Below are 24239 nucleotides of genomic sequence, written 5' to 3'. Positions count from 1 at the left end.
CAGCGGTACGCCGGTGACGCCGGCAGCCATGCCGAGGAGACCGATCGGCACCGGCGAGCCGACATGTGATGGAGGAGGCGCACCCATGACGTCCGAGGGCCCGCACCGCCCCGGCCAGGAGCCGGACGAGGTGTCACCGGGCGCCGGCGGACCGGCGCCGTACGGCGACCGCCCGGCGCAGCCGGACAACGGCCACAACGCCGCCGGCCCCGACCTGGGCTGGGCGCCCCCGCCGCCGACGCGGCCGAACCCGTCGGCGCCGGCATGGGCGACCCAGTCCGAGCAGCCGCCCACCCCCGCCTGGGGTGCTGCCGCTGCTCCGCAGCCCAACGATCCCGCTCAGCCCGCCTGGGGTGCTGCCCCTGCTCCGCAGCCCAACGACCACGCGCAGCCCGCCTGGGCCGCTGGCGGTGGCGCGAGCGAGCCGCCGCAGCAGCAGTCCGGGACCTGGCCTGGCAACGACGGCACGCCGGCCCCGCCGCAGCCCGGCCCCTGGGCCAACCAGCAGCAGGGCTGGACGCCGGCCGAGCAGAGCCCACCCGCACCCGCCTGGACCGCGAACGCCGCTGAGCAGCCCGACTGGGTGCAGGCCCAGCCGGCCGCCCGGGGTGCCGCGCAGGTGCCTCCGGCCACCGCCGCCTGGCCCGCCCAGGAAGACCCGGCCCGCACCGGAGCCTGGGGCGGCACCGCACCGGCCAACGCGCCGGCCGGTGACTGGCGCGGCGCCGAGTCGCAGCAGCCCGAGCCGCCGCAGGCCGCCGGCTGGCCCGGTGGCGCTCAGCAGGACGACGCGTCCGGCAACGGCGGCTGGCCCGCCGGTCCCCCCGCGCGCGACGACCAGCCGGTGTGGACGCCGGCCGAGCAGTCGCCGCCGACCTGGGGCCAGCCCGCCGAACCGACCGAGCAGCCCGCCCCCGGACGGGCGCAGGCCGCCCAGCCGAACGCGGCCCGTGGCGCGGCCCAGGTGCCGGCACCGGCGACGAACTGGCCCGGGCAGGACGAACCGTCCCGCTCCGGCGGTTGGGCCGCCCAGCAGCAGGTGCAGCCCGCTGGTTGGGGCGACGGCGGCGACGTACGGCAGGACCAGGCCGCGCAGCCGGCCGCCTGGGGCGGCGCCGAGAGCCGTCCGCAGCAGCCCGACTGGGTGCTCTCGCCGCAGGACCAGCCGACCGAGCGGCCGGAGCCGGCGGGGTGGACCCCCGCGGAGCAGAGCGGCCTTCCCGCTCGTGCGAGCGCCAGTGTGCCGGGCAACGACGGTGCGCCCGGCTGGGCCGCCAGCCCGGACAACGCCGCGCAGGGCAACTCCGGCGTGCCAGAGGTCCAGCCGTGGGCACCCGGCGAGGTGTGGGGTCGCGCCGAAGCGGAAGCTTCCGCCCAGGCCCGCGGTGGCTGGGAGGCGGACCGGGGCGACGAGGCACCGGCCTACCAGCCGGGGCCCGCACCGGGCATCTCGCCGGCGAACGCGGTGCCGCTGCCTCCGCAGGAGCAGCGCGTGCCGGGCGCCAGCCTGGCCGCCGCCCCGCCGTCCGACTACGCGCCTCAGTCCCAGTTCGCCCCGATCCCCGAGCAGCCCGCGTACGCCGAGCGGGACACTCCGGACGCCGCCGCACAGTACGAGGCGGAGCCGGCCGGTTGGGGCCGCGCCGAGGACGCTGCGGCGAGCGGCGCGGTGGTGCCTGCCCCGCGTACCTCCCCGGAGTCCGGAGCGGGCCGCGCGGTCGTGCCGGTGCCGGAGGTCGAGTCGGCGGCCAGCGCGGCGGCCCGTGCCACGGCGAGCGCGTCGGTGCCGTTGGCCAGCCGGGTGATGCCCCCGACCGACCAGGCCATCCGGCCAGCCGGCGCGGCCACGCCACAACCCCGGGTGTACGGCCGTCCGGCTCGACCCGAGCCGGAGAACGAGCCGGAGCCGGAGGCGTTCCAGGTCGACCCGGGTGCCGAGCGCCAGGGCGCACCGGAGTGGCCGAACGACCCGCAGCGCCAGGGCGCACCCGACTGGCAGAGCGACCCGCAGCGGCAGGTTGGCCCCGGCTGGGGCGGCGAGTCGGCTGCCGAGCCACGCTTCGACGACCGCCAGCCCGCACCGAACTCGTTCAACGAGGCCCCGTCGGCGCCCCCGGCGTTCCCACCCGGTGTGCCGTCCTTCGTCGACGCGCCGGGCAACAACCGGCCGGTGAACGGCACTCGGCCGCACGCTGGTGCCGAACGGCCGGCCGACCAGTTCGGCGGCCCCGGGTCGCCGGCTGCCGGTACCGCCGCCGTCAACGAGACGACGGCCTTCGGCGGCCCGAGCTTCGGCGGCCCGGGCTTCGGCGCCGGGCCGGCAACCGAGGCGGCGCCCAGTGCCGGCTTCCCGCCGGCCTTCCCACCGCCGCAGCAGCCCGTGCCGTCCTGGGGCCAGGAGGCCGGCCAGTCGGACCAGGGCCGGTTCGACGCGTTCAAGCCGGACGCCGAGGAGCCGAAGGCGGAACCACCGACGCCGAAGGTACGCAACGGGCGGGTGCTGGCAGCCGTGCTGATCGCCGCGGTGCTCATCCTGGCGGTGCCGCTCGGCCTGCTGATGCTGCTCGGCAAGTTCGGTGGGAACGACGCACCGACCTTCGATCCGGCGGTCGGCACCTGCGTGAAGCAGTCCGGCCAGGGTGGCGCCTCGGCGGCGGACTGCGGTGAGGCGGGTGCTTTCACGATCGTCTCGAAGGTGGACGCGAAGGAGAAGTGCACCGACACGACGCAGCCCCACGTGGTGCTGCCGGGTGACGGCACCAACCGGGTGCTCTGCCTCAAGCCGGCCACGAAGTAGCTCCACCGACGGCGGGGTCACGGGCAACCGTGGCCCCGCCGTCGTCGTACCTCCAGGGGTGGCGTCGGCGACAACGCGGATCGCCCCCTCCGGCCAGGCTCGGGCCGGTGTTCAGGCACGATGGGTGCATGAGCGCACGAGTACGGGCTCCCGAGCTGCGCGGTCGGGGCTGGCTGAACACCGGTGGACGCGATCTCAAACTCGCTGACCTTCGCGGCAAGATCGTCTTGGCGGATTTCTGGACGTTCTGCTGTATCAACTGCCTGCACGTGCTCGACGAGCTGCGCCCGCTGGAGGAGAAGTACGGCGACGTGCTCGTCGTGATCGGCGTGCACTCGCCGAAGTTCGAGCATGAGAAGGACGCCGACGCGCTCGCCGCCGCCGTCGAGCGGTACGGGGTGCACCATCCCGTACTCGACGATCCTGAGATGGACATGTGGCAGCAGTACGCGGCCCGGGCCTGGCCGACCCTGTCGGTGATCGACCCCGAGGGTTACGTGGTGGCCACCATGGCCGGCGAGGGGCACGCCGAGGGGCTGGCCCGACTGATCGACGAGCTGATCGCCACCCACGAGGCCAAGGGCACCCTGCACCGGGGTGACGGCCCGTACGTCCCGCCACCGGCACCGGAGACGGCGCTGCGGTTCCCGGGTAAGGCGGTGCTGCTGCCCAACGGCAACCTGCTGGTCTCGGACTCGGCCCGGCACTCCCTGGTCGAGGTCGCCCCGGACGGCGAGACGCCGGTGCGCCGGATCGGCTCGGGCGAGCGGGGCCGAGCCGACGGGCCGGCGGGTTTGGCGGCCTTCTCCGAGCCGCAGGGCGTATGCCTCCTGCCCACGCACGTCGCCGAGGTCGCCGGCTACGACCTGGTGGTTGCCGACACGGTCAACCACCTGCTGCGCGGCGTACGGCTGGAGTCCGGCGAGGTGGTCACCGTGGCCGGCAGCGGACGGCAGTGGCGCGCGTCGGTCGACGACCACGCCCACGACGCGCTCGCCGTGGACCTCTCCTCCCCGTGGGACCTGGCCTGGTACGACGACAAGCTGATCATCGCGATGGCCGGCATCCACCAACTGTGGTGGTTCGACCCGATCAAGCGGACCGCCGGCATGTACGCCGGCACCACGGTCGAGGCGCTGCGCGACGGCCCGCTGGCCGAGGCGTGGATGGCGCAGCCGTCAGGGCTCTCCGTCTCTGCCGACGGCACCCGGCTCTGGGTCGCGGACAGCGAGACCAGCGCCGTCCGGTACGTCGAGAACGGTGTGCTGGGCACCGCCGTCGGGCAGGGCCTGTTCGACTTCGGGCACGTCGACGGGCCGGCGGAGTCGGCGCTGCTGCAGCACCCGCTGGGCGTGTGCGCGCTGCCGGACGGCTCGGTGCTGATCGCGGACACGTACAACGGTGCCGTCCGCCGGTTCGACCCGGCCAGCAACCAGGTCTCCACCGTCTCCGACGGGTTGGCCGAGCCGAGCGACCTGGTGCTCACCCCGGCCGGTGAGGTGCTGGTGGTGGAGTCCGCCGCGCACCGGTTGACCCGGCTCGCGCCGGGCGCCCTGACGGCGGCCGGGGCCAGCACGGTGGACGGGCCCCGGCACCGCACCGAGCGCAAGCCGACCGACGTCGCGGCCGGTGAGGTCACCCTGGACATCGTCTTCACCCCGGCGCCGGGGCAGAAGCTGGACGAGACGTACGGGCCGTCGACCCGGTTGGTCGTCTCCGCGTCCCCGCCGGAGCTGCTGGTGGACGGTGCCGGAACGGGCACCGAGCTGTCCCGCCGGCTGGTGCTCAACGGCGAGGTCACCGCCGGAGTGCTTCAGGTGACCGCTCAGGCGGCGACCTGCGACGCGGACGTCGAGCACGCCGCGTGCCATCTGACCCGGCAGGACTGGGGTGTACCGGTCCGGGTGGTCGACGGTGCCGTGACCCGGCTCCCGCTGGTGCTTCGCGGCCTGGACGCCTGACGCGATCGGAGGGGCCGGCTGGGCCCCTCCGGTCAGGTGAACGGGGCCAGGGGGATGCCGGCGTCGATCAGGGTGGCGCGGACGAGCTCGGCGGCGGAGACCGCACCAGGGGTGTCGCCGTGTACGCAGATCGAGTCCACCGAGCAGGGGATGACGGTGCCGTCCACCGCCACCACGCTCCGGTCGATGGCCATTCGCGCCGCCCGTTCGGCCACCTGCTCCGGATCGGTGATCACCGCGCCGGGGGTGCCGCGCGGCGCCAGCGCCCCGGTGGGCAGGTAGGCACGGTCGGCGAAGGCCTCGGCGACGACCGGCAGGCCCGCGCCGACGGCGAGCTGGGCGAGCGTCGAGCCGGGTAGGCAGAGCACGGGCAGCTCGGGGTCGTAGCCGGTGACCGCGGCGACCACCGCCGCCGCCTGGGCTTCGTCGGTGCTGGCCGCGTGGTAGAGCGCACCGTGCGGCTTGAGGTAGCGGACCCGGGTGCCGAACAGCCGGCAGAACGCGTCCAGTGCCCCCAACTGGTAGGTCACCTCGTCGCGTAGCTCGGCGAAGCCGTACGCGATGTGCCGCCGGCCGAAGCCGGCCAGGTCCCGGTAGCCGACCTGGGCGCCCACCGCGACCCCGCGCCGTGCCGCACCCTCGCAGACCCGGCGCATGGTGGACGGGTCGCCGCCGTGAAACCCGCAGGCGACGTTGGCGGAGGTGACGAGGCTCAACAACGCCTCGTCGTCGCCGAGTCGCCAGATGCCGAATCCCTCGCCCAGGTCAGCGTTGAGGTCCATGGAATCTGACGGTAGTCCCTGGCCCGGCCTGCGCGAGCGGGGTCACGTCGGTGACCACCCCGATGACGGGGTATCCGCCGGTTGTCGGATGGTCCGCGAGGAAGATCAGCGGTTGTCCGTCCGCCGGCACCTGCACCGCGCCGAGCACGATGCCCTCGCTGGGAAGCTCGCCGGCGACCGCGCGGGGCAGCGCCGCGCCGGCGAGCCGCGCGCCGACCCGGTTGCTCACCGGGCTGACGGTGTACGCGGTGCCGAACAGCCGGTCGAGTGCGGCCGGGGTGAACCAGTCGTCGCGAGGGCCGGGGCGCAGCATCAGGTGCAGCTCCGGCGGGGGCGCGGGGCAGACGGTCAGGTCCACCGGCGCGGGTGCGCCGAGCGGCTCGCCGAGCGGCAGCCGGTCGCCGTCACGCAGCGGAGGCGGGCCCAGCCCGGAGAGGGTGTCGGTGGCCCGGCTGCCGAGCACCGGCGGCACGTCGATGCCGCCCGTCACCGCCAACCAGCTCCGTACGCCCCGTCGGGCGGGGCCGATCCGCAGCACCGTCCCAGCCGGCACGGTGAGCGGGCGCCCGGTGTCACCGTGCCGATCGTTCGTGCGGACCGTCACCTCGGCGCCGGTGAGCGCCACCGTGGTCGCCCGGGTCAGCCGCAGCGTGCAGCCGGTCAGCGTGATCTCCAGGCCGGCGGCGTGCTCCGGGTTGCCGACCAGCCGGTTGGCCAGCCGCAGAGCCGCCGGGTCGAGGGCACCGGACCGGGGTACGCCCAGGTGCGCCCAGCCGGGCCGGCCCAGATCCTGCACGGTGGTGAGCGCGCCGGCGCGTAGCACCTCGACAGCGGCCTGGTGGGTCACGCCACCGCCATCCGGACCGGGGTGCCCGGGCCGAGCCGTGCCGGCGGATCGGCGTACACGTCGAAGAGGACCAGGTCGGTCCGGCCGACCAGCAGCCAGCCGCCGGGGGACGCGCTCGGGTAGATGCCGGCGTACGGGCCGGCGAGGGCGACCGAACCGGCCGGCACCCGGGGGCGGGGTGTGGCCAGCCGGGGCAGCGCCAACTCGGCGGGCAGCCCGGTCAGGTAGGGGAACCCCGGGGCGAAGCCGCAGAACGCGACCCGGAACCGGGTGTCGGTCAGCCGCCGCAGCACGGCCGGCACGTCCACCTCCCAGTGCTCGGCCACCGCAGGCAGGTCCGGTCCGTCGAAGTCCACCGGGACGATCACCTCCGTACCGTCGCCGTCGCCGTCACCTGGTCCGTCGTCGGCACGACGGGTGGCGGCGGCGTGGACGACAGCGGACGCCCATCGGGTCAACTGCCCGGCCGTGGCGGTCGGGTCGGGCAGCCCGTCGAGCAGGACGGTGTTGGCTGCCGGCACGATCTCGACGGCGGTCAGTTCGCCCTGCTCGCGACGCCGCCACAGCTCGGCCCGCCACGCCTCGACCAGGGCGGCGTCGGGGACGTCGGCGAGGGCGGTGCAGTCGAGCAGCAGGGCGTGCGCCCCGGCAGGTCGGATCCGCATCCGCTCATCCTCGCCGATGTCGTGTCGGTGCGTTGTTCACGGCGACGGTGCCAGGTGTCACCAACGCCACTACTTGCAAGTAACCTACGGTGCCGTAACCTGTTTGTCGTGACCACCTCCGCCCCGCTTCGCCTGAAGCCGGTCGACATCGGTAAGCCCCGGATGCGCGGCTGGCTGCACACGTACGCCTTCTTTGTCGCAGTGGTCTGCGGCATCGTGCTCTGCTCGATCGCCGCCACCCGGCCGGGCTGGGCACCCCTGGTCAGCTGTCTCATCTACAGCCTGACGGTCTGCGGGCTCTTCGGTACGAGCGCGCTGTACCACCGTCGTGTGTGGTCAGAGCGCGGCTACCAGGTGATGCGCCGGATGGACCACTCAATGATCTTCGTGTTCATCGCCGGCACGTACACGCCGCTCTGCGCGATGCTGCTCGCACCCCGGCCGGCCACCGTGATGCTGGCCCTGGTCTGGGGTGGTGCACTGGCCGGCGTGGCACTCAAGGTGGTCTGGCCGCACGCGCCGCGCTGGGTGTCCGCGCCGCTCTACCTGGCGCTGGGCTGGGTGTCGGTGGCCATGCTGCCGGAGATCCTGCACGGCGGCGGCGTCGCGGCACTGGTGCTGCTGATCATCGGTGGCGCGATCTACAGCGTCGGCGCGGTCTTCTACGCGTTGCGCCGGCCCAATCCGTGGCCGACCGTCTTCGGCCACCACGAGTTCTTCCACGCCTGCACTCTGCTGGCGGCGCTCTGCCACCACATCGCGATCTACTTCGCGCTGTTCGCCTGACCGCGGGCACACGTCTCGGGCGCCGGGTCGATGGGTCGGACGCGAGCCGGGGCCCCGCGACGCTGCGGGACCCCGGAGTGCGCGAGCGAGGATCAGACCGGCCGGCCCGGCCGACGCACCTCGCGGTACTCCCGCATGACCTGGTCGTCCTGCACCGGCACCACGGGGTCAGCCATCACGCGCTCCTCGCGCACCGGCGCGGCGACCACGGTGCGGCGACGGCTGCTCCAGAAGTAGAGGGTGACAATCAGACCGGCGACGCCGGCCAGCATCAGCACCCAGCCGACCACGGCCAGGTTCAGCCAGCCCAGGTCGGCCTCCACGGCGAATGCGAAGATCGCGCCCAGCGCGATCAGGAAGATGCTGCCACCAATGCCCATGTCTCGCTCCTCGGCTCTAACCTGGCGTACGCCGCGCCGCGGCCATCGGTAGGGGTGCGGCATCCATCGACTTACCCCGGCACGGAGATCGCCAATCGGGCAAGCTGAGGGCATGACGGACGCGGCCCCTGAGACACGGACACTGGTGCTGCTGCGGCACGCGAAGGCCGAGCAGGGCAGCGACGCGGCGGATGACGCCGAACGGCCGCTCAGCGCGCGCGGGGAGGCCGACGCCGAAGCGGCGGGGGCCTGGCTGGCGCAGCACGGGTTGCTACCCGACGTGGTGATCTGCTCGACGGCCAGACGCACCCGGCAGACCTGGCACGGGGTGGCGACGGGGATGACCGGTTCGCCGCCGGAGGGTGGCCCGACCGGTCCCCGCCCGACCGTCCGCTACGAGCCCGGCGCGTACGACGCCCACCCGGAGGAGTTGTTGGCGCTGGTCCGCACTGTCGACCCGGCTGCCCGCACGGCGCTGCTGATCGCCCACAATCCGGGCATCTCCCTGCTGTCCGCGCTTCTCGCCCCGGAGGGGGTGGATGAGGGGTTGCGCACCGCCGAGCTGGCGGTGCACCGAAGCTCACTCGGCTGGGGGGAGCTGGGGCGCGCGGGAGCGCCGATCACGGCACGGCACACCGCGCGCGACTGAGCCACCCGCCGGTCTGTCGGCGGGTGGCTCAGGGGTACGCGCTCAGGTCGCGCGGCTCAGGACGGCGGCGCGGTTGGCGGCGGCGGGTCTGGCGGAGGCGGCATCATCGCCGTCGGATGAGACAGCCGGTTCTCCTCCACGATGAGGGTCCGGGCCCGCTTGCGCCGGTCCTGCCAGAACCAGAGCGTGGTCAGCAGTACGGCCAGCCCGGCCAGGATGAACACCCAGCCGACCGCCCGCACGTCGATCCACCAGACATTGGCTCTCAGCGCGAACGTCAGGATCGCGCCGATCGCGATGAGAAAAATGCCGCTTCCTACACCCATGTGCGCTGCACTCCCCCGTGCGGTGGCTCTGGGCGTTCCCTTTCGAGGTCACGCGACGGTTACCCGCCACGCCACCGGCATACCCGACCGGGCTCGCCCAATACGTGGCGGCACCGACACCGACGGCCGGCGGGGCAGTAACCCCGCCGGCCGTCGGTGTCGGTGCCGGGTGGTGCGAGGACCCGGAACCTTTCAGGCGTGCCGTGGCACGGTCAGAAGGCCTCCTCGGGGAGGTCCATGATGTCGAGGTCGACGCCCTCGATGATCCGCCGGTCGGCACCGATGCGGGGCAGCACCTCGCGGGCGAAGAAACGGGCAGCGGCCACCTTGCCGGTGTAGAACGCCTTGTCACTGGCGGAGACCTCGCCGGCCAGCGCCTTGAGCGCCACGTCGGCCTGCCGCTGGAGCAGCCAGCCGACAACCAGGTCGCCGATCGCCAGCAGGAACCGCCGGCTGCTCAGCCCGACCTTGTAGAGCGCGCGGGTGTCGCCACCCTGCGCCTCGCCCAGCCAGCCGGTCAGTACGCCGAGGATGTTCTGGATCTCGGCCAGCGCCTTGCCGAGCGCCTGCCGCTCCTCCTTGAGCTGGCCGTTGCCCGCCTCCGAGGAGATGAACTCCTGGATCTCGCCGGAGACCGCCAGCAGTGCTCTGCCGTTGTCCCGGACGATCTTGCGGAAGATCAGGTCCAGGCTCTGGATGGCGGTGGTGCCCTCGTACAGAGTGTCGATCTTGGCGTCGCGGACGTACTGCTCCAGCGGGTAGTCCTGGAGGAACCCGGAGCCGCCGAAGGTCTGCAGGGCCTCGTGCCCGAGCAACTCGTACGCCCGCTCCGAACCGACGCCCTTGACCAGCGGCAACAGCAGATCGTTGACCCGCTTGGCCAGCTTGGTGGCCTTCTCGTCACCGGCGGCCTCGGCGATGGCGACCCTGTCCTGCCAGGAGGCGGTGTAGAGAACCAGGGCACGGAGCCCCTCGGCGTACGACTTCTGCAGCAGCAGCGAGCGGCGCACGTCCGGGTGGTGGGTGATGGTGACGCGCGGCGCGGTCTTGTCCGCCTGCTGGATCAGGTCAGCGCCCTGCACCCGGTTCTTCGCGTACTCCAGGGCGTTGAGGTAACCGGTGGAGAGGGTCGCGATCGCCTTGGTGCCGACCATCATCCGGGCGTACTCAATGATCATGAACATCTGCCGGATGCCGTCGTGCTTGTCGCCGAGCAGCCAACCCTTGGCCGGTACGCCGTGCTCGCCGAAGGTCACCTCGCAGGTGTTGGAGACCTTCAGGCCCATCTTGTGCTCGACGTTGGTGGCGTAGACGCCGTTGCGCTCGCCCAGCTCGCCGGTGGTCTCGTCGAAGTGGAACTTCGGCACCACGAAGAGCGACAGGCCCTTGGTGCCGGGGCCACCCACGCCGTCCACGCCCACCGGGCGGGCCAGCACGTAGTGCACGATGTTGTCGGTCAGGTCGTGCTCACCGGAGGTGATGAAGCGCTTCACGCCCTCGATGTGCCAGGAACCGTCCGGCTGCTGGATCGCACGGGTGCGGCCGGCGCCGACGTCCGAGCCGGCGTCCGGCTCGGTGAGCACCATCGTGGAGCCCCACTGCTTGTCGATGAAGAGCTTGGCCCACTTCTTCTGCCGCTCGTTGCCCTCGACGTGCAGCACGTGCGCGAAGGACGGGCCGGAGGCGTACATCCAGACCGGGGCGTTCGAGCCGAGCACCAGTTCGGCGAGTGCCCACCAGAGGGCGCGCGGCGCGTTGGTGCCGCCGAGAGCCGGCGGAAGGTCCAGCCGCCAGAACTCGGAGTCCATGAAGGCCTGGTAGGACTTCTTGAACGACTCCGGCAGCGGCGCCGTGTGCGTGGCCGGGTCGAAGACCGGTGGGTTGCGGTCACTGTCCGTGTAGCTGGCGGCCAGGTCCTCGCGAGCGAGGCGGTCGACCTCAGCGAGGAAGCTGCGGGCGGTGTCGGTGTCGAGATCCGAGTACGGCTCCTGGCCGAACGCCCGGTCCGCCCCGAAGACCTCGAACAGGTTGAACTCGAGATCCCGGAGGTTGCTCTTGTAGTGGGTCATGCTCACTGGCCCCGCTTCCGGACATGGTTACCGATCAGTAACCCCGACTGTATTACTCGCGGGTAGGCAGCGACAAGCGGATCGCCCAAGTGACGGCGATTACACACCTCCGTGCCACACCGACCGGAATCAGCTCTCGGCGGCGCCGACCTCCCAGCTCGGGACGACCGCCGCCGCGCCGGTACGGGCGCCGACGTACTCCATCAGGACCAGGGCGATGTCGTCATCGAGCCGACCCTGCACCCACTCGACCAGGGCGGTCTCCAGTGAGGCCAACCCGTCGGCGACCGTGCCGTGGCCGAGCAGTCGCCAGGCCCGGTCGGCGGTGGGGAAGAACTCGCCGTCGCGCCGGGCCTCCCCGAGGCCGTCGGTGAACAGCAGCAGCCGGTCCCCGGGTTCCAGTCGTTCGACCCGGGGACGGACCACCGGCATGAACCCGAGCGGAGGCGCGGGCGCCGGCGGCTCCAGCGGGATCACCGCGCCCCGACGCAGCAGCAGCGGTGGCGGATGCCCGCAGTTGACGATCGTGAGCGTGCCGCCACGCTCCTCGACCAGTGCCGCGGTCACGAAGTCCTCGTCACCGACGTTGCGGGCCACCGCGCGGTCCAGGTCGGCGACGACGGCGCGCAGGTCGGCCCGCTCGTACGCGACGTGCCGGTAGGAACCGAGGACGATACTGGCCAGCCGGACCGCGTCCAGGCCCTTGCCACGCACATCGCCGATGATCATGCGTACGCCGTACGGCGTGTCGATCGCCTCGTACAGGTCTCCGCCGATCTCGGCCGTTGCCGTGGAGGAGATGTAGCGACCTGCGACCGCCAGCGTGCCGACCTGCGGCCCGAGCGGACGCAGCACCGCCTGCTGGGCCACCGAGGCGAGCTTGGTCAGCTCGACGATCCGCTCCGCCTGCCGCTGCCGGACCGACGCGACCGCGACCGCCAACCCGGTGGCGAGCGCGACCGCGACCACGTTGACCGAGGTGACCAGTGACATCTTCGGCTCGGCCAGGGCGAAGCCGGCCCCCATCAGGGTCGCCGCGACGCCCACCCCCAGCACCACCAGCCAGGACGCCAGACCGGCGGCCAGGAACGGTACGGCCGCCAGAAGCGCGATGTAGTGCGCCGGACGGCCATCCGCTGCCTCGACCGCCGACACGATGGCGAGCAGAACGAGGGCCGCGCCGAGGCCGGCGCGGGATCCGGGGCTCAGCGGGCGACGGCCCGACTGGAGGAGTCGCGTGGATACGAGGGACAGTTTGCCTGATCGGCGTGAACCGGTGAATGAACCTGACCCGTCGTCCGAGGAGGTTCTGTCCGGCCGGCCCGCTCGACCGACCGAATCGGCGTCACCCGCCACGGTCAGCCGAGGACCTCGTAGCGGACGGTGAGCGCGCCCACGTCGACCGAGGCGATGGTGGCGAACGCGGCCCGGGAAAGGTCCAGGCAGCGGCCGTCGATGAACGGGCCGCGGTCGTTGATCCGCACCACGACCGACTTGCCGTTGGCCGGGTTGGTCACCCGGACCTTGGTGTTGAACGGGAGCGTCTTGTGCGCGGCGGTCAGCGCGTTCGGGTTGAACGACTCGCCGTTGGCGGTGAGCTGCCCGTCGGAGTAGAACGAGGCGCCGCACGAGCCGCTCTCCAACACCTTCGGTGCCGCCGTGGTCCTCTTCGCGGTCGGGCTCGGCTTCGGCGACGCGGTGCGGGCCTTGCCCCGGGAGGCAGCCTGCGACGACCGGGTGGCTGACGGGCTGGCCGTCGCGCTCGGCGAGGCGCTGACACTCGGGGAGACGGTCGGGGAGCCAGGGGTGAGGCTGCTGGCGGCGGTGGTCGGGGTGAGTTCGAGAGTCGCCTGCTCCGACTGGGCGGAGCCGGAGGTCAACTGGACGGCACCGACCGTGCCTCCGACGGCGAGGGCGACGCCGACCGCCGCGGTGGCCACGATGCCCGCAGGGGAGGAGAAGATGCGGGTACGGGAGTGCTTACCAGCCACCAGCCCGGTCCTTTCGTCGACGACTGAACAAACCGGGTCGGACCGTAACGAGAGAAGCACTTCCGAAGTCAACGTGATCATTGTGGTATGCCCGTATTTGAACGGATACGTGTAGCCGATCATCCGATCCCGGGTGGGCCGGCCGGCCCGGGTGTGGAGATGTCGAACTCCCGTGCCGCAGGATGAGCGGATGCCCGCTGAGCTGACCGACCGTTTGGCCGCCCTGTTCCAGTGGATCGACCCCGGCCCGGGCACCAGTCACCTGGTCAGCGACATCTCCGGTTGGTGGCGGGACCCGGCGGTGCTGGCCGAGCTGGGACCGGCCCTGGTGGCGCCGTACCGGGCTGCCGGGCCGACGGTGGTGCTCGCCCCGGCGGTCACCGGGCTGCTGCTCGGGCCGCTGGCCGCCACCGCCCTCGGGGTCGGCTTCGTGGCCGCCCACAAACCCGGCGACGGGCGCCTGCCGGCCGGGCCGCTCACCTGGGCGCAGAGCCCACCGGACTACCGGGGCCGGCGAGTCGACCTGGCCGTACGGGACCGGCACCTCGGCCCCGGCGACCGGGTGCTCGTGGTGGACGACTGGGTACGCACCGGGGCGCAACTCCGCGCGCTCTACGACATCTGCGCCGCACGCGGTGCCGAGGTGCTGGGCACCGCCGTGGTGGCCGTCGACTGCCCGCCCGAGGTCGCGGCCGACCTACGGATCACCGGTCTGATCAGCGCCGCGGATCTGCCGGGTTGACCTGAACCATGGTTCAGGTCAGACGATCGACGCATGAGTGACGGGATCCTCGACGAGGCGTACGAACGACTGCACCGCACCGGCCCCGAATACCAGGGCTGGCTCTCCAACCACGGACCGATGGCCGTCGAGGCGCTGGCCCGACACGGGCACCAGCAGCGGGTGCACCGCTGGCTCGACGACTACCTCGGCCGACTCGACGAGCTGCCCCGGGCTCTGCACCCGATCGACGACTGGCGGGCGGCGCTGGGCGATCCGAAGCGGGCCGGTGACTGGCTGGCGTACTTCGACCGGCAACTGCGCGAACGGCCGTGGCGCGAGGTGCTCGGCACCTGGTGGCCCCGACTACTGCCGGGCATCGCCGCCGGCGCCACCCACGGTGTGATCCGGGTCGGGCACGCCGTACGGGCCCTCGGCGAGGACGACCTGAACTCACAGCGGCTCACCGAGTTGGGCCAGGCCCTCGGCTACTGGGCGGCCCGCTGGCAGCCGGTCCCGGGCGCCGACCGGCTGCGCGACGGCGCCCCCACCGACACGTCGGACGGGCCGGACACTGACGCGATCGACGTGGACGCCGCGTTCGCCGGTCTGCCCCGGATCGACAACCAGACCGGGGGCGTCCGGGACCGGCTGGGCCAACTGCCGGGCGTACCCCGATGGGAGCCGGCGCTCGCGGCACTGCGCCCGGCGCGGAGCCCGGCCGAGGCGGAGCGCGGACTCACCACGCTGGTGCACCGGGCCGGCCTGGACTACCTGCGCTTCGGGCACGCCGCGCCGGTCATGCTCGTGCACGCGGTCACCGCGCCGACCGCGGTGCTGCGTACCCTGCCGGCACTGGACCGGCGACTGTGGGCGCCGAGCCTCGCCGCGGCCTGGGCCGCGACGGCGGCCATGACCTCGGTGTACGCCCCGGCTGACGGCATCGCGCCACCGGCCGTGACCGCCGCGACCCCGGCGGAGGTCTTCGCCCGCGCGGCCCGGCACGGCGACGAGCACGTGGTCAAGCTGGCCGATGCGGTGCTCGACGCGCACGCCGCCACCGGCGACGACCGGCTGCTCAGCGCCGCCGGCTACGCAGGGCAGCTGATCTGAGCCGGGCCGGGCGAATTGCGGCGGCGGCACGGGCCGCGCTGGCCTAGCCTCGGCAGGATGTGGCCTCGGATCGGTGAACTGCGCGCCCTCGCCCTCGGCACCCCCGGCGAGCTGCGAGCGACCCTCAACACCCTGGTGCTGGCCGGCGTGAAGACCGCGACGGCCGGCCGGCTCGCCGAGTACGCGGAGGAGGGCGAGGAGCTGGAGCACGTCGGCGAACGGCTGGCCCTGGTCGACGACGACGACGCGCTGGCGGGGGTCGTGGAGATCACCGGAGTCGAGGTGGTCCGCTTTGCCGACGTGCCATGGGACTTCGCCCGCGCCGAGGGTGAGGGTGACCGCTCGATCGAGGAGTGGCGGGCCGGGCACTCGGCCTACTGGGCGCGCCTCGGCACCCCGGTCGACGACGACACCCCGATCGTCTGCCTGCGCCTGCGGCTGGTCTCCGGCGGCGAGGGCGGCGTGGCCAGCGGCGACCTCGGCACCTGAGCCCTCGCTACCCCGCGGGGCGACTCAGCGCAGCTCGGGCAGCAGCCGGGTCGCCACGTCCACCAGGACGGCCTCGTCGCCGGCGTACCAACTGCTGGCGCGCGGCCAGTGCGTCACCACGTCGGTGAAGCCGAGATCGGCGGCCCGGCCGACCTGATCGGCGAAGAACTGCGCACTGCTGAGCGAGAAGGCCGGTGCCGCGTCCAACGAGAGATAACGGTCCAGAGTCGCCGGATCGCGGCCGGCCTCGTCCAGCGTCCGGTTCATCCGCGCCGACAGTGCCGACACGGTGCCCCACCAGCCCTCCACGTCGTCGGCGTCGGTGCCGGTGGTCACCCAGCCCTGACCGAAGCGGGCCACCAGTCGCATCGACCGTGGCCCGTTGGCGGCGACCACGAACGGCACCCGGGGCTGCTGCACGCAGCCGGGATTATTGCGGGCGTCCACCGCCGCGAACCAGTCACCACGCCAGGTGGTGCCGTCCTCCCGCAGGATCAGATCCAGCAGTTCGGTGAACTCGGCGAACCGGTCGACCCGCTGACGCGGGGGCAGCGTCTCGCCACCCAGCACCGCCGAGTCGAAGCCGATGCCGCCCGCGCCCAGGCCCAGCAGGAGCCGACCGTCGGAGACGTCATCCACCGTGGTGATCTGCCGGGCGAACGCGGCCGGGTGCCGGAAATTCGGCGACGCCACCAGGGTGCCCAGCCGGATCCGGGAGGTCACCGTGGCCGCGGCGGTCAGCGTCGCCATCGAGTCGAACCACGGGCCGTCGACCAGGTCCCGCCAACCCAGGTGGTCGTACGTCCAGGCATGGTCGAAACCCCACTCGTCGACCTGCCGCCAACGACGCTGCGACTCCGCCCAACGCTGGTCCGGCAGGATCACGATGCCAATGCGCATGATCGCCAGCCTAGCCGGGTCGGATACACCTGCCTGAGCATCGTGCCTGCCGGGCCGTAGCCTGCCGGCATGTCCGTCGAACCATCCGGTGCCCGCGCCCCTCTCGGTCGACGACCGCGCACGGTCTTCACGGCGGCGATGGTGCTCGCGGTGCTCGTCCCGGCCGTCATCATCCGCGAGTTGATGGAGGCCCGGTTCGGCCGTGGCCCGATGGCCGACCTCAGCGCGATCACGGTGCCGGTGGCGGCGACCGCCTGGCTCGCGCCGTACGCCTCCTACCGGCGACGCGACGCCCTGCTCTGGCTGGTCGGTCCGGGCATCTACGTGTTCACGGTGATCGCCTGGCGGTTGGCGCTGGCGCCGTACCGCGACTGGAGGCCCCGCCCGGAGGAGGTGCCCCGGATGCGCTGGTCACGCGACCCGGAACACGCGGGGTTGTGGCACCTGGGCTGAACCTCCGATGTGGCACGCATCACAGTTGTCCTCGGTAGGGACGCTCCCGTCGGCTCCGACCTCTGCCTGAGCGGCACCCGGGCAGGGTGCCATCCGAGGAGAGGAACAGGCGTGATGACGAAGGTGACCGCACAGCTGTCGGTGTCGGCGGACGGGTTCTACGCCGGCCCGCAGTTCACCGGCGACGGCAACTGGATGGACTCGGCCGAGAGCGCCGGCTTCTTCCGGGTCACCCGCTGGGTGACCGACGCGATGGCCTGGCGGGAACGACTGGGCTTCGCCGGCGGGGAACAGGACACGAACTCCGAGGTGGTCGCCGAGTCGTTCGGGGCGGCCGGCGCGTACGTGATGGGGCGCCGGATGGCCGACGGGGGTGAGGTGCCCTGGGGCGAGGAGCCGCCGTTCCGCGCGCCGGTCTTCGTCGTCACGCACCGCTCCCGCCAGCCTCTGCTGCGCGGAGGTGGCACCAGCTTCACCTACGTCACCGACGGGGTGGTCAGCGCCGTCGAGCAGGCACGCGCCGCAGCCGGCGGCAAGAACGTCGCCGTGGCCGGAGGGGGCAGCCTGGTGCGGCAGGTCCTCAAGGCCGGCCTGCTCGACGAGTTGGAACTGCATGTCGTGCCGGTCGTGCTCGGCACCGGCCTTCGACTGTTCGACGCGGATCTCGACCTCGGCGACAAGGAGGCGATCGAGCTGACGCCGACCCGCGTCATCCACACACCGCAGGTCACCCACATCCGGTACGCCGTGAACGGTCGCGCCCCGCTGGTGCTCGACGACCGGGGCAGCGGCGGCGGCCCGACGGTGACCACGCACTGAAGCACCCCGACCCGTCGACCTGGAAGGAGATGAAATGCCGCAACTGTTGCGGGTGCAGTGCTTCAACGTTTCGCGCGACGGGTTCGGCACCGGAGAGGGGCAGAGCCTGGAACGGCCCTTCGGCCACGCGGACCCCACCCCGCTGTTCTCCTGGCGGGCCGCCACCGCCAGCTTCGTGTATCGCACCGAGCCCGGCGGTAGTCGCGGCCTGGACGACTACCTGACCCGCGACGCCGAGTGCACCATCGGCGCGGAGATCATGGGTCGCAACAAGTTCGGCCCCCAGCGTGGCCCCTGGGAGAACCATGACTGGCAGGGCTGGTGGGGGGACAACCCGCCGTTCCACACGCCGGTCTTCGTGCTCACCCATTACGAACGCCCGTCGTTCACCCTGGCCGGCACCACGTTCCACTTCCTCGATGCCAGCCCGGCCGAGGCACTGGCCCAGGCGAAGCAGGCAGCCGACGGTCGGGACGTACGCCTCGGCGGTGGGGTCGCCACCATCCGCGAGTTCATCGAGGCCGACCTGGTCGACACGATGCACATCGCCGTCGCGCCCGTCGACCTTCACCGGGGTGAGCGGTTGTGGGGCAGCCCCGACGAGCTGCTCGACCGCTTCCACCTTGAGTCGGTGCTCAGCCCCAGCGGAGTCACCCACCTCCTGTTCTGGCGACGATGACCCGCCGACACGATCACGAGATGGTGATCCGGCCGACCGCTCACCTCATGGCTGGTCGACCGGCTCCTCGGTGACTGTCGCGCCGCCCGCACGCAGCCGGCGGCCAGGCCACCCTCAGATCTTGGACAGTTTCCGTTACGCCTGAACGGAAACTGTCCAAGATCTGTGAGCTTTCGACGGCACCGATCGTCCGAAGGCCCCGGTGTTGCCCGCACTGCCACCAGTCCGGCCTGAGCGGCAACAAGTCCGGTGATGTCGCGAGTCCACGCTCGCGTGGACCGACCCCGATCTTCACCGTTAGCGCCGCCCTAGCGGTCCGACACTGCCGTCTCCCATCGCCCTGCACCGGGAGAATTCGGCCGTTAAATCGCGCTGCGGGAACGCCTAAGGCAGGCGTGACAGCACCAGCAACCGGTTGCCATCGGGGTCGGTGACCCGCGCGGACCGCTCACCCCAGGGCTGGTCGACCGGCTCCTCGGTGACCATTGCTCCGCCCGTACGCAGCGCGCCCACGGCTGCGTCGCAGTCGTCGGCGTAGACGCACAACTCCCAGCGGTGCGAGTCAGCCGGCCCGCCAGCCTCCGGGTTGGCGGCCAGGCCGAGCTCACTGTTGCCCAGTCGGAGCGCGACGAACTCCGGGGCACCCTCGTCCGGGAACCGGTAGGTCAGCTCAAAGCCGACCACGTCCCGGTAGAACGCGATCAGTCGTGGCAGGTCAGGTGTCGTCACGATCGGAAAGGCTTCGGTGAACACGGACCACCTCCAAGCCGGACACTATCCGGTGCCGAAGTGCAGCGGGAACCACCAGGGTCGATCCCAGCAGGGTGTCACCGCACCACGGGAGCTCCTCCGATGCCACCAGGAGTTCCGGGCATCCACCTGACGGCCAGCGTGTCCGGGCGAAGCACCCGTGTCAGTGGTCGTGTCAGGGTCGCGTCAGGGGCGTGACAGGCCGGCCGCCGATGGTAGTCGCATGACGAACTCAGCGATTGCGGTCTCCGGGCTGCGAAAGGCATACAAGGACAAGGTGGTGCTCGACGGCATCGACCTGGACGTCCAGGCGGGCACCATCTTCTCCCTCCTCGGACCGAACGGGGCGGGTAAGACGACGACGGTGAACGTGCTGACCACGTTGGTGAAAGCTGACGGTGGGACCGTACGGGTCGCCGGCCATGACGCCGCCACCCAGGCCAAGGCGGTACGCGCGGCGATCGGGGTCACCGGGCAGTTCGCGGCGGTGGACGAGCTGCTGACCGGCCGGGAGAACCTCCAGCTGATGGTGGACCTGAGCCCGGTGCCCGCCAAGGACGGCAAGCGGGTCGTCACGGAACTGCTGGAGCGGTTCGACCTGGTCGAGTCGGCACAGAAGCCGGTGTCGACCTACTCCGGGGGCATGCGCCGCAAGCTGGATCTGGCGATGACGCTCGTCGGCGACCCGCGGATCATCTTCCTCGACGAGCCGACGACGGGCCTCGACCCGCGCAGCCGCCGCACGATGTGGTCGATCATCCGCGACCTGGTGGCCGACGGGGTGACGATCTTCCTCACCACCCAGTATCTCGAGGAAGCCGACCAGCTCGCCGACCGGATCGCCGTCCTCGACCAGGGGCGCCTGGTCGCTCAGGGCACACCCGACGACCTCAAGCGCCAGATTCCCGGCACGCACGTCCGGCTCCGGTTCAGCACCGTCGCCGAACTCGACGCGGCAGCCCGGGTGCTCAGCGACTCCACGCGGGACGACGAGGCACTGGCCCTGCGGGTTCCCAGCGACGGCGGGACGGCCTCGCTGCGGACCCTGCTGGACCGGCTCGACGAGTACGCGATCAGCGCCGAAGGGTTCTCCGTACAGACACCTGACCTCGATGACGTCTTCCTCGCCCTGACGGGCAACCGCACCCCGGAGGTGGCAGCGAAATGAGCACCAAGTCCCACTCGATCGTCATGTTGCGTCGCAACTTCAAGCACATCGCCCGGAATCCGACCTCGGTGTTCAATGCGGTCCTGATGCCGATCGTGATCATGTTGATGTTCGTCTACATGTTCGGTGACGCCTTCAACGTCGGTGTCGACTACATCGACTACGCGACTCCGGGACTGATGCTGTTGGCGGTCTGCTACGGGTTGGGGTCCACCGCGACGGCCGTGAACTCCGACATGACGAAGGGCATCATCAACCGGTTCAAAGTCATGCACGTCTCCCGTGGTGCGGTGCTGACCGGTCACGTCGTCGCCAGCGTGCTGACCAACCTGGTCGCCATCGCGGCCCTCATCGGGGTGGCCTTCCTCCTCGGATTCAGCCCGTCGGCGACTCCCCTCGGCTGGCTCGGCGCGATCGGCATCATCGTGCTGCTCGCTTTCGCCGCAGGCTGGCTCACGGTCGCCCTCGGGCTGTCGGCGAAGTCGCCGGAGACCGCCGGGCTGGCCTCCGTACCGCTGGTCATGCTGCCGTTCTTCAGTAGCGCGATCGTGCCGGCGGACAAGATGGGGCCCGGGCTCCGGGAGTTCGCCGAGTATCAGCCCTTCACGCCGATCATCGAAACCCTGCGCGGGTTTCTCAACGGCACGCCGTCCACCGGCGACGTGATCCCCGCCCTCGCTTGGTGCGTCGTCATCGCTCTGGTCGGTTACCTGTGGGCGCGTTCCACGTTCACGAAGCGAGCGTGACCGCGACCAACCGACTCCAGTCCGTCCGAGTGCCTTCCAGCGCCGCCTCTGCGAATCCCCCTTCGCCGAGGCGGCGCCGCACTGCCTGCTCGATCCGGGCCACGTCCGGCTGGGAACGATCCGGCCGCCCGCGCACGGCGGTGCTCGCCGCGATCAGCCGTGCGGCCTGCTCGTACTGCTCAAGGCGGAGGGCCAGGTCCGCGACTCCGACGAGTACCTGCGCGATCGAGGGTGCGTGCCCCGTCTCGGCTGCCGCCGCACACGCCGAGGAACGGTGCCGTCGAGCCTCGTCGAAATCATCGGTGAGATAACCGAGCAGGTCGTGTGTCACCGCGCGGATGTGCGCCTGCTTCGCTTCGTCGCGCAACAGGGTCGTCGCGACCCCGATCTGCCGGGCCACCTCCTCGGCGTCGCCGCGCCACCGAGCGAGTTCCGCCTGCGACAGGGCCAGCACGGCCAGCGCACCCGGCCACGTGACCAGTTCCGCGCATCGCCGCGCCTCGGCCACGGCGGCCGCGCTGGACTCCTCATCACCCAACAACCAGTACAGCTGAGCCTGCCGCGACCGCATCCGGATGATGTCCTCAACGGTGCCGACTTCGGTGACGACCGCGATCGCCTCCTCGTAGTGCTCGCAGGCGCCGGCGAACTCACCGCGTACGGCGATCAGCTCCGCCAGCTCGGTGAGGGCGAACGAGATCCCGAACCGCTCGCCGAGGGCTCGGAACTCGGCGAGCGCCGCCTCGAGGTACGCGTCAACATCCCGGCCGTCCTGGCCGAGAATGATCCGCATCTTGCCGAGTTGCAGCCGGGCCAGTGCGCGTACCCAGGGATCCTCGTTGTCCAGCAGCGGTTCCCACGCGGGCAGGATCGCGTCCGGGGCCCGCACCATGCGTTCCAGCGGGACGACGAGCGCCATTCCCGGGTGGCTGCCGTGACTGCGCTGACTCAGCTCGTACGCCTTGTGGATCCACTCCGCCGCCTGGTGTTCGTCGCCCGGCCCGGAGTTCAGGAAGAGCACGACGAGCGCGTACACCGTGGCCCGGATCTCGTCGGCGACCTCGCCGGGCGTCTCGGTAGCCGCCGTGATCAGCTCCATGCCTTCGGTCCGATGGCCGCCGAGCCACCAGTACCAGCCGGCACCGGCGGCCAGCCGCATCGCCGCGTGCGCCTCGCCGGTCGCGAGCGCACCGCGCATCGCGGACCCGATGTTGTCGTGCTCGGCTTCCAGGGCGGCGAGCCATTTCACCTGGTCGGCACGACGAAGCTGCGGCTCCGCGGTTTCGGTGAGTTCGGTGAAGTAGGCCAGATGCGCATGGCGCGCCAGGTCCGATTCCCCCGCCTCGGCGAGCCGGTGCGCGGCGTACTCCTTGATCGTGCCCAGCATCCGGTAGCGCGGGGCCTCGTCGCCCTCGGCGACCAACAGCGACTTCTCGGCCAGCGCGGTGAGCAACTCGAGCACCTCGTCCCGCTCGACCACATCGCCGGCGCAGACCCGTTCGGCCGCTTCCAGGCTCACCCCGCCCGCGAACACCGAGAGCCTGCACAGGACCGTCCGTTCGGCGTCGGTCAGCAACTCCCAGCTCCAGTCGACCACCGCGCGCAGCGTCCGGTGCCGGGGCAACGCGGTACGGCTGCCACCGGTCAACAGGCGGAACCGGTCGTCGAGGCGCCTGGCGAGCTGGTCGATGGACATGGTGCGCAACCTGGCCGCGGCCAGCTCGATCGCCAGCGGCATCCCGTCCAGCGCCCGACACACCCGCGCCATCGTCGACAACGTGTGGGCGTCGGCCCCCAGATCCCTGCGTACCGCGCCCGCCCGGTCCCGCAGCAACCGGACGGCAGGGGAGGATTCGATCTCGGCGGGGCCGGCGTCGGCTGCCGGCATGGCCAGCGGCGCGACCGGCCACAGCGCCTCCCCGGTGATGCCGAGCGGCTCCCTGCTCGTCGCCAGGATCCGCAGCCGCCGGCACTCCCCGAGCAGCCGATGGGCGAACGCCGCCGCCGACTCGATCACGTGCTCGCAGTTGTCCAGGATGAGCAGCGCCTCACGGTCGCGGATCGCGGCGACGAGCCTGTCGATCAGCTCCATGCTCGGTGCCTCGCCGAGCAGGGCGTCCCGGAGCCCGAGCCCGGCGAGCGCCGCCTGCACCACGTCACCGTCGGCGCCGATGGCGGCGAGTTCCACCAGCCAGGCACCGTCCGGCAGATCGTCGAGCATCCTGCGCGCTGTCTCCGTTGCCAGCCGGGTCTTCCCCGAGCCGCCCGGCCCGATCAGGGTCGTGAGCCGATGTTCGGCGACGAGCGCGCCGACCTCGGCGGCAGCGTCGTCCTTGCCGATGAAGCTGCTCAGCTCGGCCCGCAGGTTGGTCTTCCGGTTCTCCTCCCGCCGTCCCACCTCGCCCCGCAGCAGCGCGACGTGCAACGCCGAAAGCTCCGGCGAGGGGTCGACGCCCAGCGCGTCGGCCAGGGCTTCGCTCGTACGCTGGTACACGAGCAGCGCCTCGGTGTCGCGACCGGACGCGGCGAGGGCACGCATCAACGCGATGACAAGCCGTTCCCGCACCGGGTGCGCGGCCACCAGGTCGGTCAACTCCGCGACCACCTCCGGACCGTGGCCAAGGCTGATCTCCGCGTCGAACCGATCCTCGATGGCGGTCAGGCGCAGCCTCTCGAGCCGGGTGACCGCCGCGTCAAGCGCCGCGCTGTCGGCCAGCCCGACGTCCTGCATGGCCGCACCGCGCCACAGGGCGAGGGCCTCACGCAGCCGCCGTACCCGCTGCGGGCCCTCGTCATCGCGAGCCTGGCCGACAAGGCGTTCGAACCGTACGGCGTCGACGACGTCGGGTTCCACCGTCAGCCGGTAGCCGTCCGTCTGCCCCTCGATCAACCCTTCCGGCAGCAGTTTCCGCAGCCGGGAAACCAGGCGTTGCAGGGCGTTCGACGCATCGGAGGGCGGGTGTTCACCCCAGATCCAGTCGACGAGAGTCGCCTTCGGGACCACGTGACCTGGGTTGAGCGCGAGGGCGGCCAACAGTCCGCGCAGTCGCGCGCCCGGCACGTCGGTGAAGGCGCCGTCGTCCGTACGAACCTCGAATGGACCAAGCATCCCGACCTGCACGCAGCAGATCTTGCCACGGACCTGAGA

23 protein-coding genes are annotated in these 24239 nt (G+C 72.0%); 12 read left to right on the top strand and 11 right to left on the bottom strand.

Features of this window, described 5'->3' with window-relative positions; translation table 11 throughout:
* Positions 1-85: 85 nt before the first annotated feature.
* Both ACQEUX_RS28165 and ACQEUX_RS28160 read left to right on the top strand, forming a co-directional pair.
* Positions 86-2797, top strand: a complete 2712-nt coding sequence (locus tag ACQEUX_RS28165; RefSeq protein ID WP_433054590.1) for an LppU/SCO3897 family protein — start codon at positions 86-88, stop codon at positions 2795-2797.
* Positions 2798-2925: 128 nt separating this feature from the next.
* Complete coding sequence (locus ACQEUX_RS28160; RefSeq protein WP_433054587.1) at positions 2926-4758, top strand: NHL domain-containing thioredoxin family protein; 1833 nt, start codon at positions 2926-2928, stop codon at positions 4756-4758.
* 32 nt (positions 4759-4790) lie between these two features.
* Here ACQEUX_RS28160 and ACQEUX_RS28155 read toward each other — a convergent pair whose 3' ends face one another.
* From ACQEUX_RS28155 to ACQEUX_RS28145, 3 genes are read right to left on the bottom strand one after another with little or no spacing between them, the layout of a single operon-like run.
* Complete coding sequence (locus ACQEUX_RS28155) at positions 4791-5540, bottom strand: LamB/YcsF family protein (RefSeq protein ID WP_433054584.1); 750 nt, start codon at positions 5538-5540, stop codon at positions 4791-4793.
* Positions 5524-6387 carry a biotin-dependent carboxyltransferase family protein gene (locus ACQEUX_RS28150; RefSeq protein ID WP_433054581.1) on the bottom strand — a complete coding sequence of 288 codons (864 nt, stop codon included), beginning with the start codon at positions 6385-6387 and terminating at the stop codon, positions 5524-5526. Before ACQEUX_RS28150 ends, ACQEUX_RS28155 begins: the two co-directional genes overlap by 17 nt.
* Entirely contained in the window at positions 6384-7052 is a 669-nt protein-coding gene (locus ACQEUX_RS28145; protein ID WP_433054578.1) for a 5-oxoprolinase subunit B family protein, read from the bottom strand. The genes ACQEUX_RS28150 and ACQEUX_RS28145 overlap by 4 nt, the downstream gene beginning before the upstream one ends.
* A 108-nt stretch (positions 7053-7160) precedes the next feature.
* On the opposite strand from ACQEUX_RS28145, the gene trhA reads away from it, so the two are divergent.
* Positions 7161-7838: a PAQR family membrane homeostasis protein TrhA gene (trhA, locus tag ACQEUX_RS28140; protein WP_433054575.1), complete on the top strand. Its 678-nt coding sequence runs from the start codon at positions 7161-7163 to the stop codon at positions 7836-7838.
* A gap of 92 nt (positions 7839-7930) precedes the next feature.
* On the opposite strand, the gene ACQEUX_RS28135 is transcribed toward trhA, so the two are convergent.
* On the bottom strand, positions 7931-8218 hold the full coding sequence (locus tag ACQEUX_RS28135) for a DUF6458 family protein (RefSeq protein WP_433054572.1): 288 nt from the start codon (positions 8216-8218) through the stop codon (positions 7931-7933).
* Between the two features lie 112 nt (positions 8219-8330).
* Here ACQEUX_RS28135 and ACQEUX_RS28130 point away from each other — a divergent pair, with 112 nt between their 5' ends.
* Positions 8331-8867, top strand: coding sequence for a SixA phosphatase family protein (locus ACQEUX_RS28130; protein WP_433054569.1), 537 nt, complete (start codon positions 8331-8333; stop codon positions 8865-8867).
* Between the two features lie 56 nt (positions 8868-8923).
* Here the strand turns inward: ACQEUX_RS28130 and ACQEUX_RS28125 are convergent, their stop codons facing one another.
* The 4 genes from ACQEUX_RS28125 to ACQEUX_RS28110 form a co-directional block, all read right to left on the bottom strand.
* Positions 8924-9193, bottom strand: coding sequence for a DUF6458 family protein (locus ACQEUX_RS28125; protein WP_030332052.1), 270 nt, complete (start codon positions 9191-9193; stop codon positions 8924-8926).
* Positions 9194-9405: 212 nt separating this feature from the next.
* Complete coding sequence (locus ACQEUX_RS28120; RefSeq protein WP_433057189.1) at positions 9406-11262, bottom strand: acyl-CoA dehydrogenase; 1857 nt, start codon at positions 11260-11262, stop codon at positions 9406-9408.
* A 129-nt stretch (positions 11263-11391) separates the two neighbouring features.
* Entirely contained in the window at positions 11392-12516 is a 1125-nt protein-coding gene (locus tag ACQEUX_RS28115) for a PP2C family protein-serine/threonine phosphatase (protein ID WP_433057187.1), read from the bottom strand.
* A gap of 104 nt (positions 12517-12620) precedes the next feature.
* Positions 12621-13253, bottom strand: coding sequence for a septal ring lytic transglycosylase RlpA family protein (locus ACQEUX_RS28110; protein ID WP_433054565.1), 633 nt, complete (start codon positions 13251-13253; stop codon positions 12621-12623).
* Between the two features lie 190 nt (positions 13254-13443).
* On the opposite strand from ACQEUX_RS28110, the gene ACQEUX_RS28105 reads away from it, so the two are divergent.
* From ACQEUX_RS28105 to ACQEUX_RS28095, 3 genes are read left to right on the top strand one after another with little or no spacing between them, the layout of a single operon-like run.
* Positions 13444-13995, top strand: a complete 552-nt coding sequence (locus ACQEUX_RS28105; protein ID WP_433054562.1) for a phosphoribosyltransferase family protein — start codon at positions 13444-13446, stop codon at positions 13993-13995.
* Positions 13996-14028: 33 nt separating this feature from the next.
* On the top strand, positions 14029-15087 hold the full coding sequence (locus ACQEUX_RS28100) for a questin oxidase family protein (RefSeq protein WP_433054559.1): 1059 nt from the start codon (positions 14029-14031) through the stop codon (positions 15085-15087).
* A 57-nt stretch (positions 15088-15144) separates the two neighbouring features.
* Positions 15145-15576: an ASCH domain-containing protein gene (locus tag ACQEUX_RS28095; protein WP_433054556.1), complete on the top strand. Its 432-nt coding sequence runs from the start codon at positions 15145-15147 to the stop codon at positions 15574-15576.
* A gap of 24 nt (positions 15577-15600) precedes the next feature.
* Here ACQEUX_RS28095 and ACQEUX_RS28090 read toward each other — a convergent pair whose 3' ends face one another.
* Positions 15601-16476, bottom strand: coding sequence for an LLM class flavin-dependent oxidoreductase (locus tag ACQEUX_RS28090; RefSeq protein ID WP_433054553.1), 876 nt, complete (start codon positions 16474-16476; stop codon positions 15601-15603).
* Between the two features lie 69 nt (positions 16477-16545).
* Between ACQEUX_RS28090 and ACQEUX_RS28085 the strand changes: the two genes are divergently transcribed.
* From ACQEUX_RS28085 to ACQEUX_RS28075, 3 genes are all read left to right on the top strand, one after another.
* Positions 16546-16929 carry a hypothetical protein gene (locus ACQEUX_RS28085; protein WP_433054550.1) on the top strand — a complete coding sequence of 128 codons (384 nt, stop codon included), beginning with the start codon at positions 16546-16548 and terminating at the stop codon, positions 16927-16929.
* Positions 16930-17043: 114 nt separating this feature from the next.
* The gene (locus ACQEUX_RS28080) at positions 17044-17748 is read left to right on the top strand and encodes a dihydrofolate reductase family protein (RefSeq protein WP_433054547.1); all 705 of its coding nucleotides are present in this window, start codon (positions 17044-17046) and stop codon (positions 17746-17748) included.
* A gap of 34 nt (positions 17749-17782) precedes the next feature.
* On the top strand, positions 17783-18427 hold the full coding sequence (locus ACQEUX_RS28075; protein ID WP_433054544.1) for a dihydrofolate reductase family protein: 645 nt from the start codon (positions 17783-17785) through the stop codon (positions 18425-18427).
* A gap of 384 nt (positions 18428-18811) precedes the next feature.
* Here ACQEUX_RS28075 and ACQEUX_RS28070 read toward each other — a convergent pair whose 3' ends face one another.
* The gene (locus ACQEUX_RS28070; protein WP_433054541.1) at positions 18812-19156 is read right to left on the bottom strand and encodes a VOC family protein; all 345 of its coding nucleotides are present in this window, start codon (positions 19154-19156) and stop codon (positions 18812-18814) included.
* Between the two features lie 244 nt (positions 19157-19400).
* Between ACQEUX_RS28070 and ACQEUX_RS28065 the strand changes: the two genes are divergently transcribed.
* Both ACQEUX_RS28065 and ACQEUX_RS28060 read left to right on the top strand, forming a co-directional pair.
* Entirely contained in the window at positions 19401-20345 is a 945-nt protein-coding gene (locus ACQEUX_RS28065; protein WP_433054538.1) for an ATP-binding cassette domain-containing protein, read from the top strand.
* Positions 20342-21091, top strand: a complete 750-nt coding sequence (locus ACQEUX_RS28060; protein ID WP_433054535.1) for an ABC transporter permease — start codon at positions 20342-20344, stop codon at positions 21089-21091. Before ACQEUX_RS28065 ends, ACQEUX_RS28060 begins: the two co-directional genes overlap by 4 nt.
* Here the strand turns inward: ACQEUX_RS28060 and ACQEUX_RS28055 are convergent.
* Complete coding sequence (locus ACQEUX_RS28055) at positions 21075-24212, bottom strand: BTAD domain-containing putative transcriptional regulator (protein ID WP_433054532.1); 3138 nt, start codon at positions 24210-24212, stop codon at positions 21075-21077. The genes ACQEUX_RS28060 and ACQEUX_RS28055 overlap by 17 nt on opposite strands.
* Between the last annotated feature and the right edge of the window lie 27 nt (positions 24213-24239).

The organism is Micromonospora sp. CA-259024, assembly GCF_050936255.1.
Taxonomy (GTDB): Bacteria; Actinomycetota; Actinomycetes; order Mycobacteriales; family Micromonosporaceae; genus Micromonospora.
The sequence above is the reverse complement of the archived record's forward strand: the minus strand, read 5'-3'. Positions and strand labels throughout refer to the sequence as shown.

What these genes read in the sequence shown, in the direction of transcription:
- ACQEUX_RS28120 (WP_433057189.1), bottom strand. Translation starts at nt 11,262, where the DNA reads ATGACCCACTACAAGAGCAACCTCCGGGATCTCGAGTTCAACCTGTTC.
- ACQEUX_RS28125 (WP_030332052.1), bottom strand. Translation starts at nt 9,193, where the DNA reads ATGGGTGTAGGAAGCGGCATTTTTCTCATCGCGATCGGCGCGATCCTG.
- ACQEUX_RS28065 (WP_433054538.1), top strand. Translation starts at nt 19,401, where the DNA reads ATGACGAACTCAGCGATTGCGGTCTCCGGGCTGCGAAAGGCATACAAG.
- ACQEUX_RS28145 (WP_433054578.1), bottom strand. Translation starts at nt 7,052, where the DNA reads ATGCGGATCCGACCTGCCGGGGCGCACGCCCTGCTGCTCGACTGCACC.
- ACQEUX_RS28160 (WP_433054587.1), top strand. Translation starts at nt 2,926, where the DNA reads ATGAGCGCACGAGTACGGGCTCCCGAGCTGCGCGGTCGGGGCTGGCTG.
- ACQEUX_RS28130 (WP_433054569.1), top strand. Translation starts at nt 8,331, where the DNA reads ATGACGGACGCGGCCCCTGAGACACGGACACTGGTGCTGCTGCGGCAC.
- ACQEUX_RS28090 (WP_433054553.1), bottom strand. Translation starts at nt 16,476, where the DNA reads ATGCGCATTGGCATCGTGATCCTGCCGGACCAGCGTTGGGCGGAGTCG.
- ACQEUX_RS28075 (WP_433054544.1), top strand. Translation starts at nt 17,783, where the DNA reads ATGCCGCAACTGTTGCGGGTGCAGTGCTTCAACGTTTCGCGCGACGGG.
- ACQEUX_RS28095 (WP_433054556.1), top strand. Translation starts at nt 15,145, where the DNA reads ATGTGGCCTCGGATCGGTGAACTGCGCGCCCTCGCCCTCGGCACCCCC.
- ACQEUX_RS28155 (WP_433054584.1), bottom strand. Translation starts at nt 5,540, where the DNA reads ATGGACCTCAACGCTGACCTGGGCGAGGGATTCGGCATCTGGCGACTC.
- ACQEUX_RS28105 (WP_433054562.1), top strand. Translation starts at nt 13,444, where the DNA reads ATGCCCGCTGAGCTGACCGACCGTTTGGCCGCCCTGTTCCAGTGGATC.
- ACQEUX_RS28080 (WP_433054547.1), top strand. Translation starts at nt 17,044, where the DNA reads ATGACGAAGGTGACCGCACAGCTGTCGGTGTCGGCGGACGGGTTCTAC.
- ACQEUX_RS28085 (WP_433054550.1), top strand. Translation starts at nt 16,546, where the DNA reads ATGTCCGTCGAACCATCCGGTGCCCGCGCCCCTCTCGGTCGACGACCG.
- ACQEUX_RS28100 (WP_433054559.1), top strand. Translation starts at nt 14,029, where the DNA reads ATGAGTGACGGGATCCTCGACGAGGCGTACGAACGACTGCACCGCACC.
- ACQEUX_RS28135 (WP_433054572.1), bottom strand. Translation starts at nt 8,218, where the DNA reads ATGGGCATTGGTGGCAGCATCTTCCTGATCGCGCTGGGCGCGATCTTC.
- ACQEUX_RS28165 (WP_433054590.1), top strand. Translation starts at nt 86, where the DNA reads ATGACGTCCGAGGGCCCGCACCGCCCCGGCCAGGAGCCGGACGAGGTG.
- ACQEUX_RS28060 (WP_433054535.1), top strand. Translation starts at nt 20,342, where the DNA reads ATGAGCACCAAGTCCCACTCGATCGTCATGTTGCGTCGCAACTTCAAG.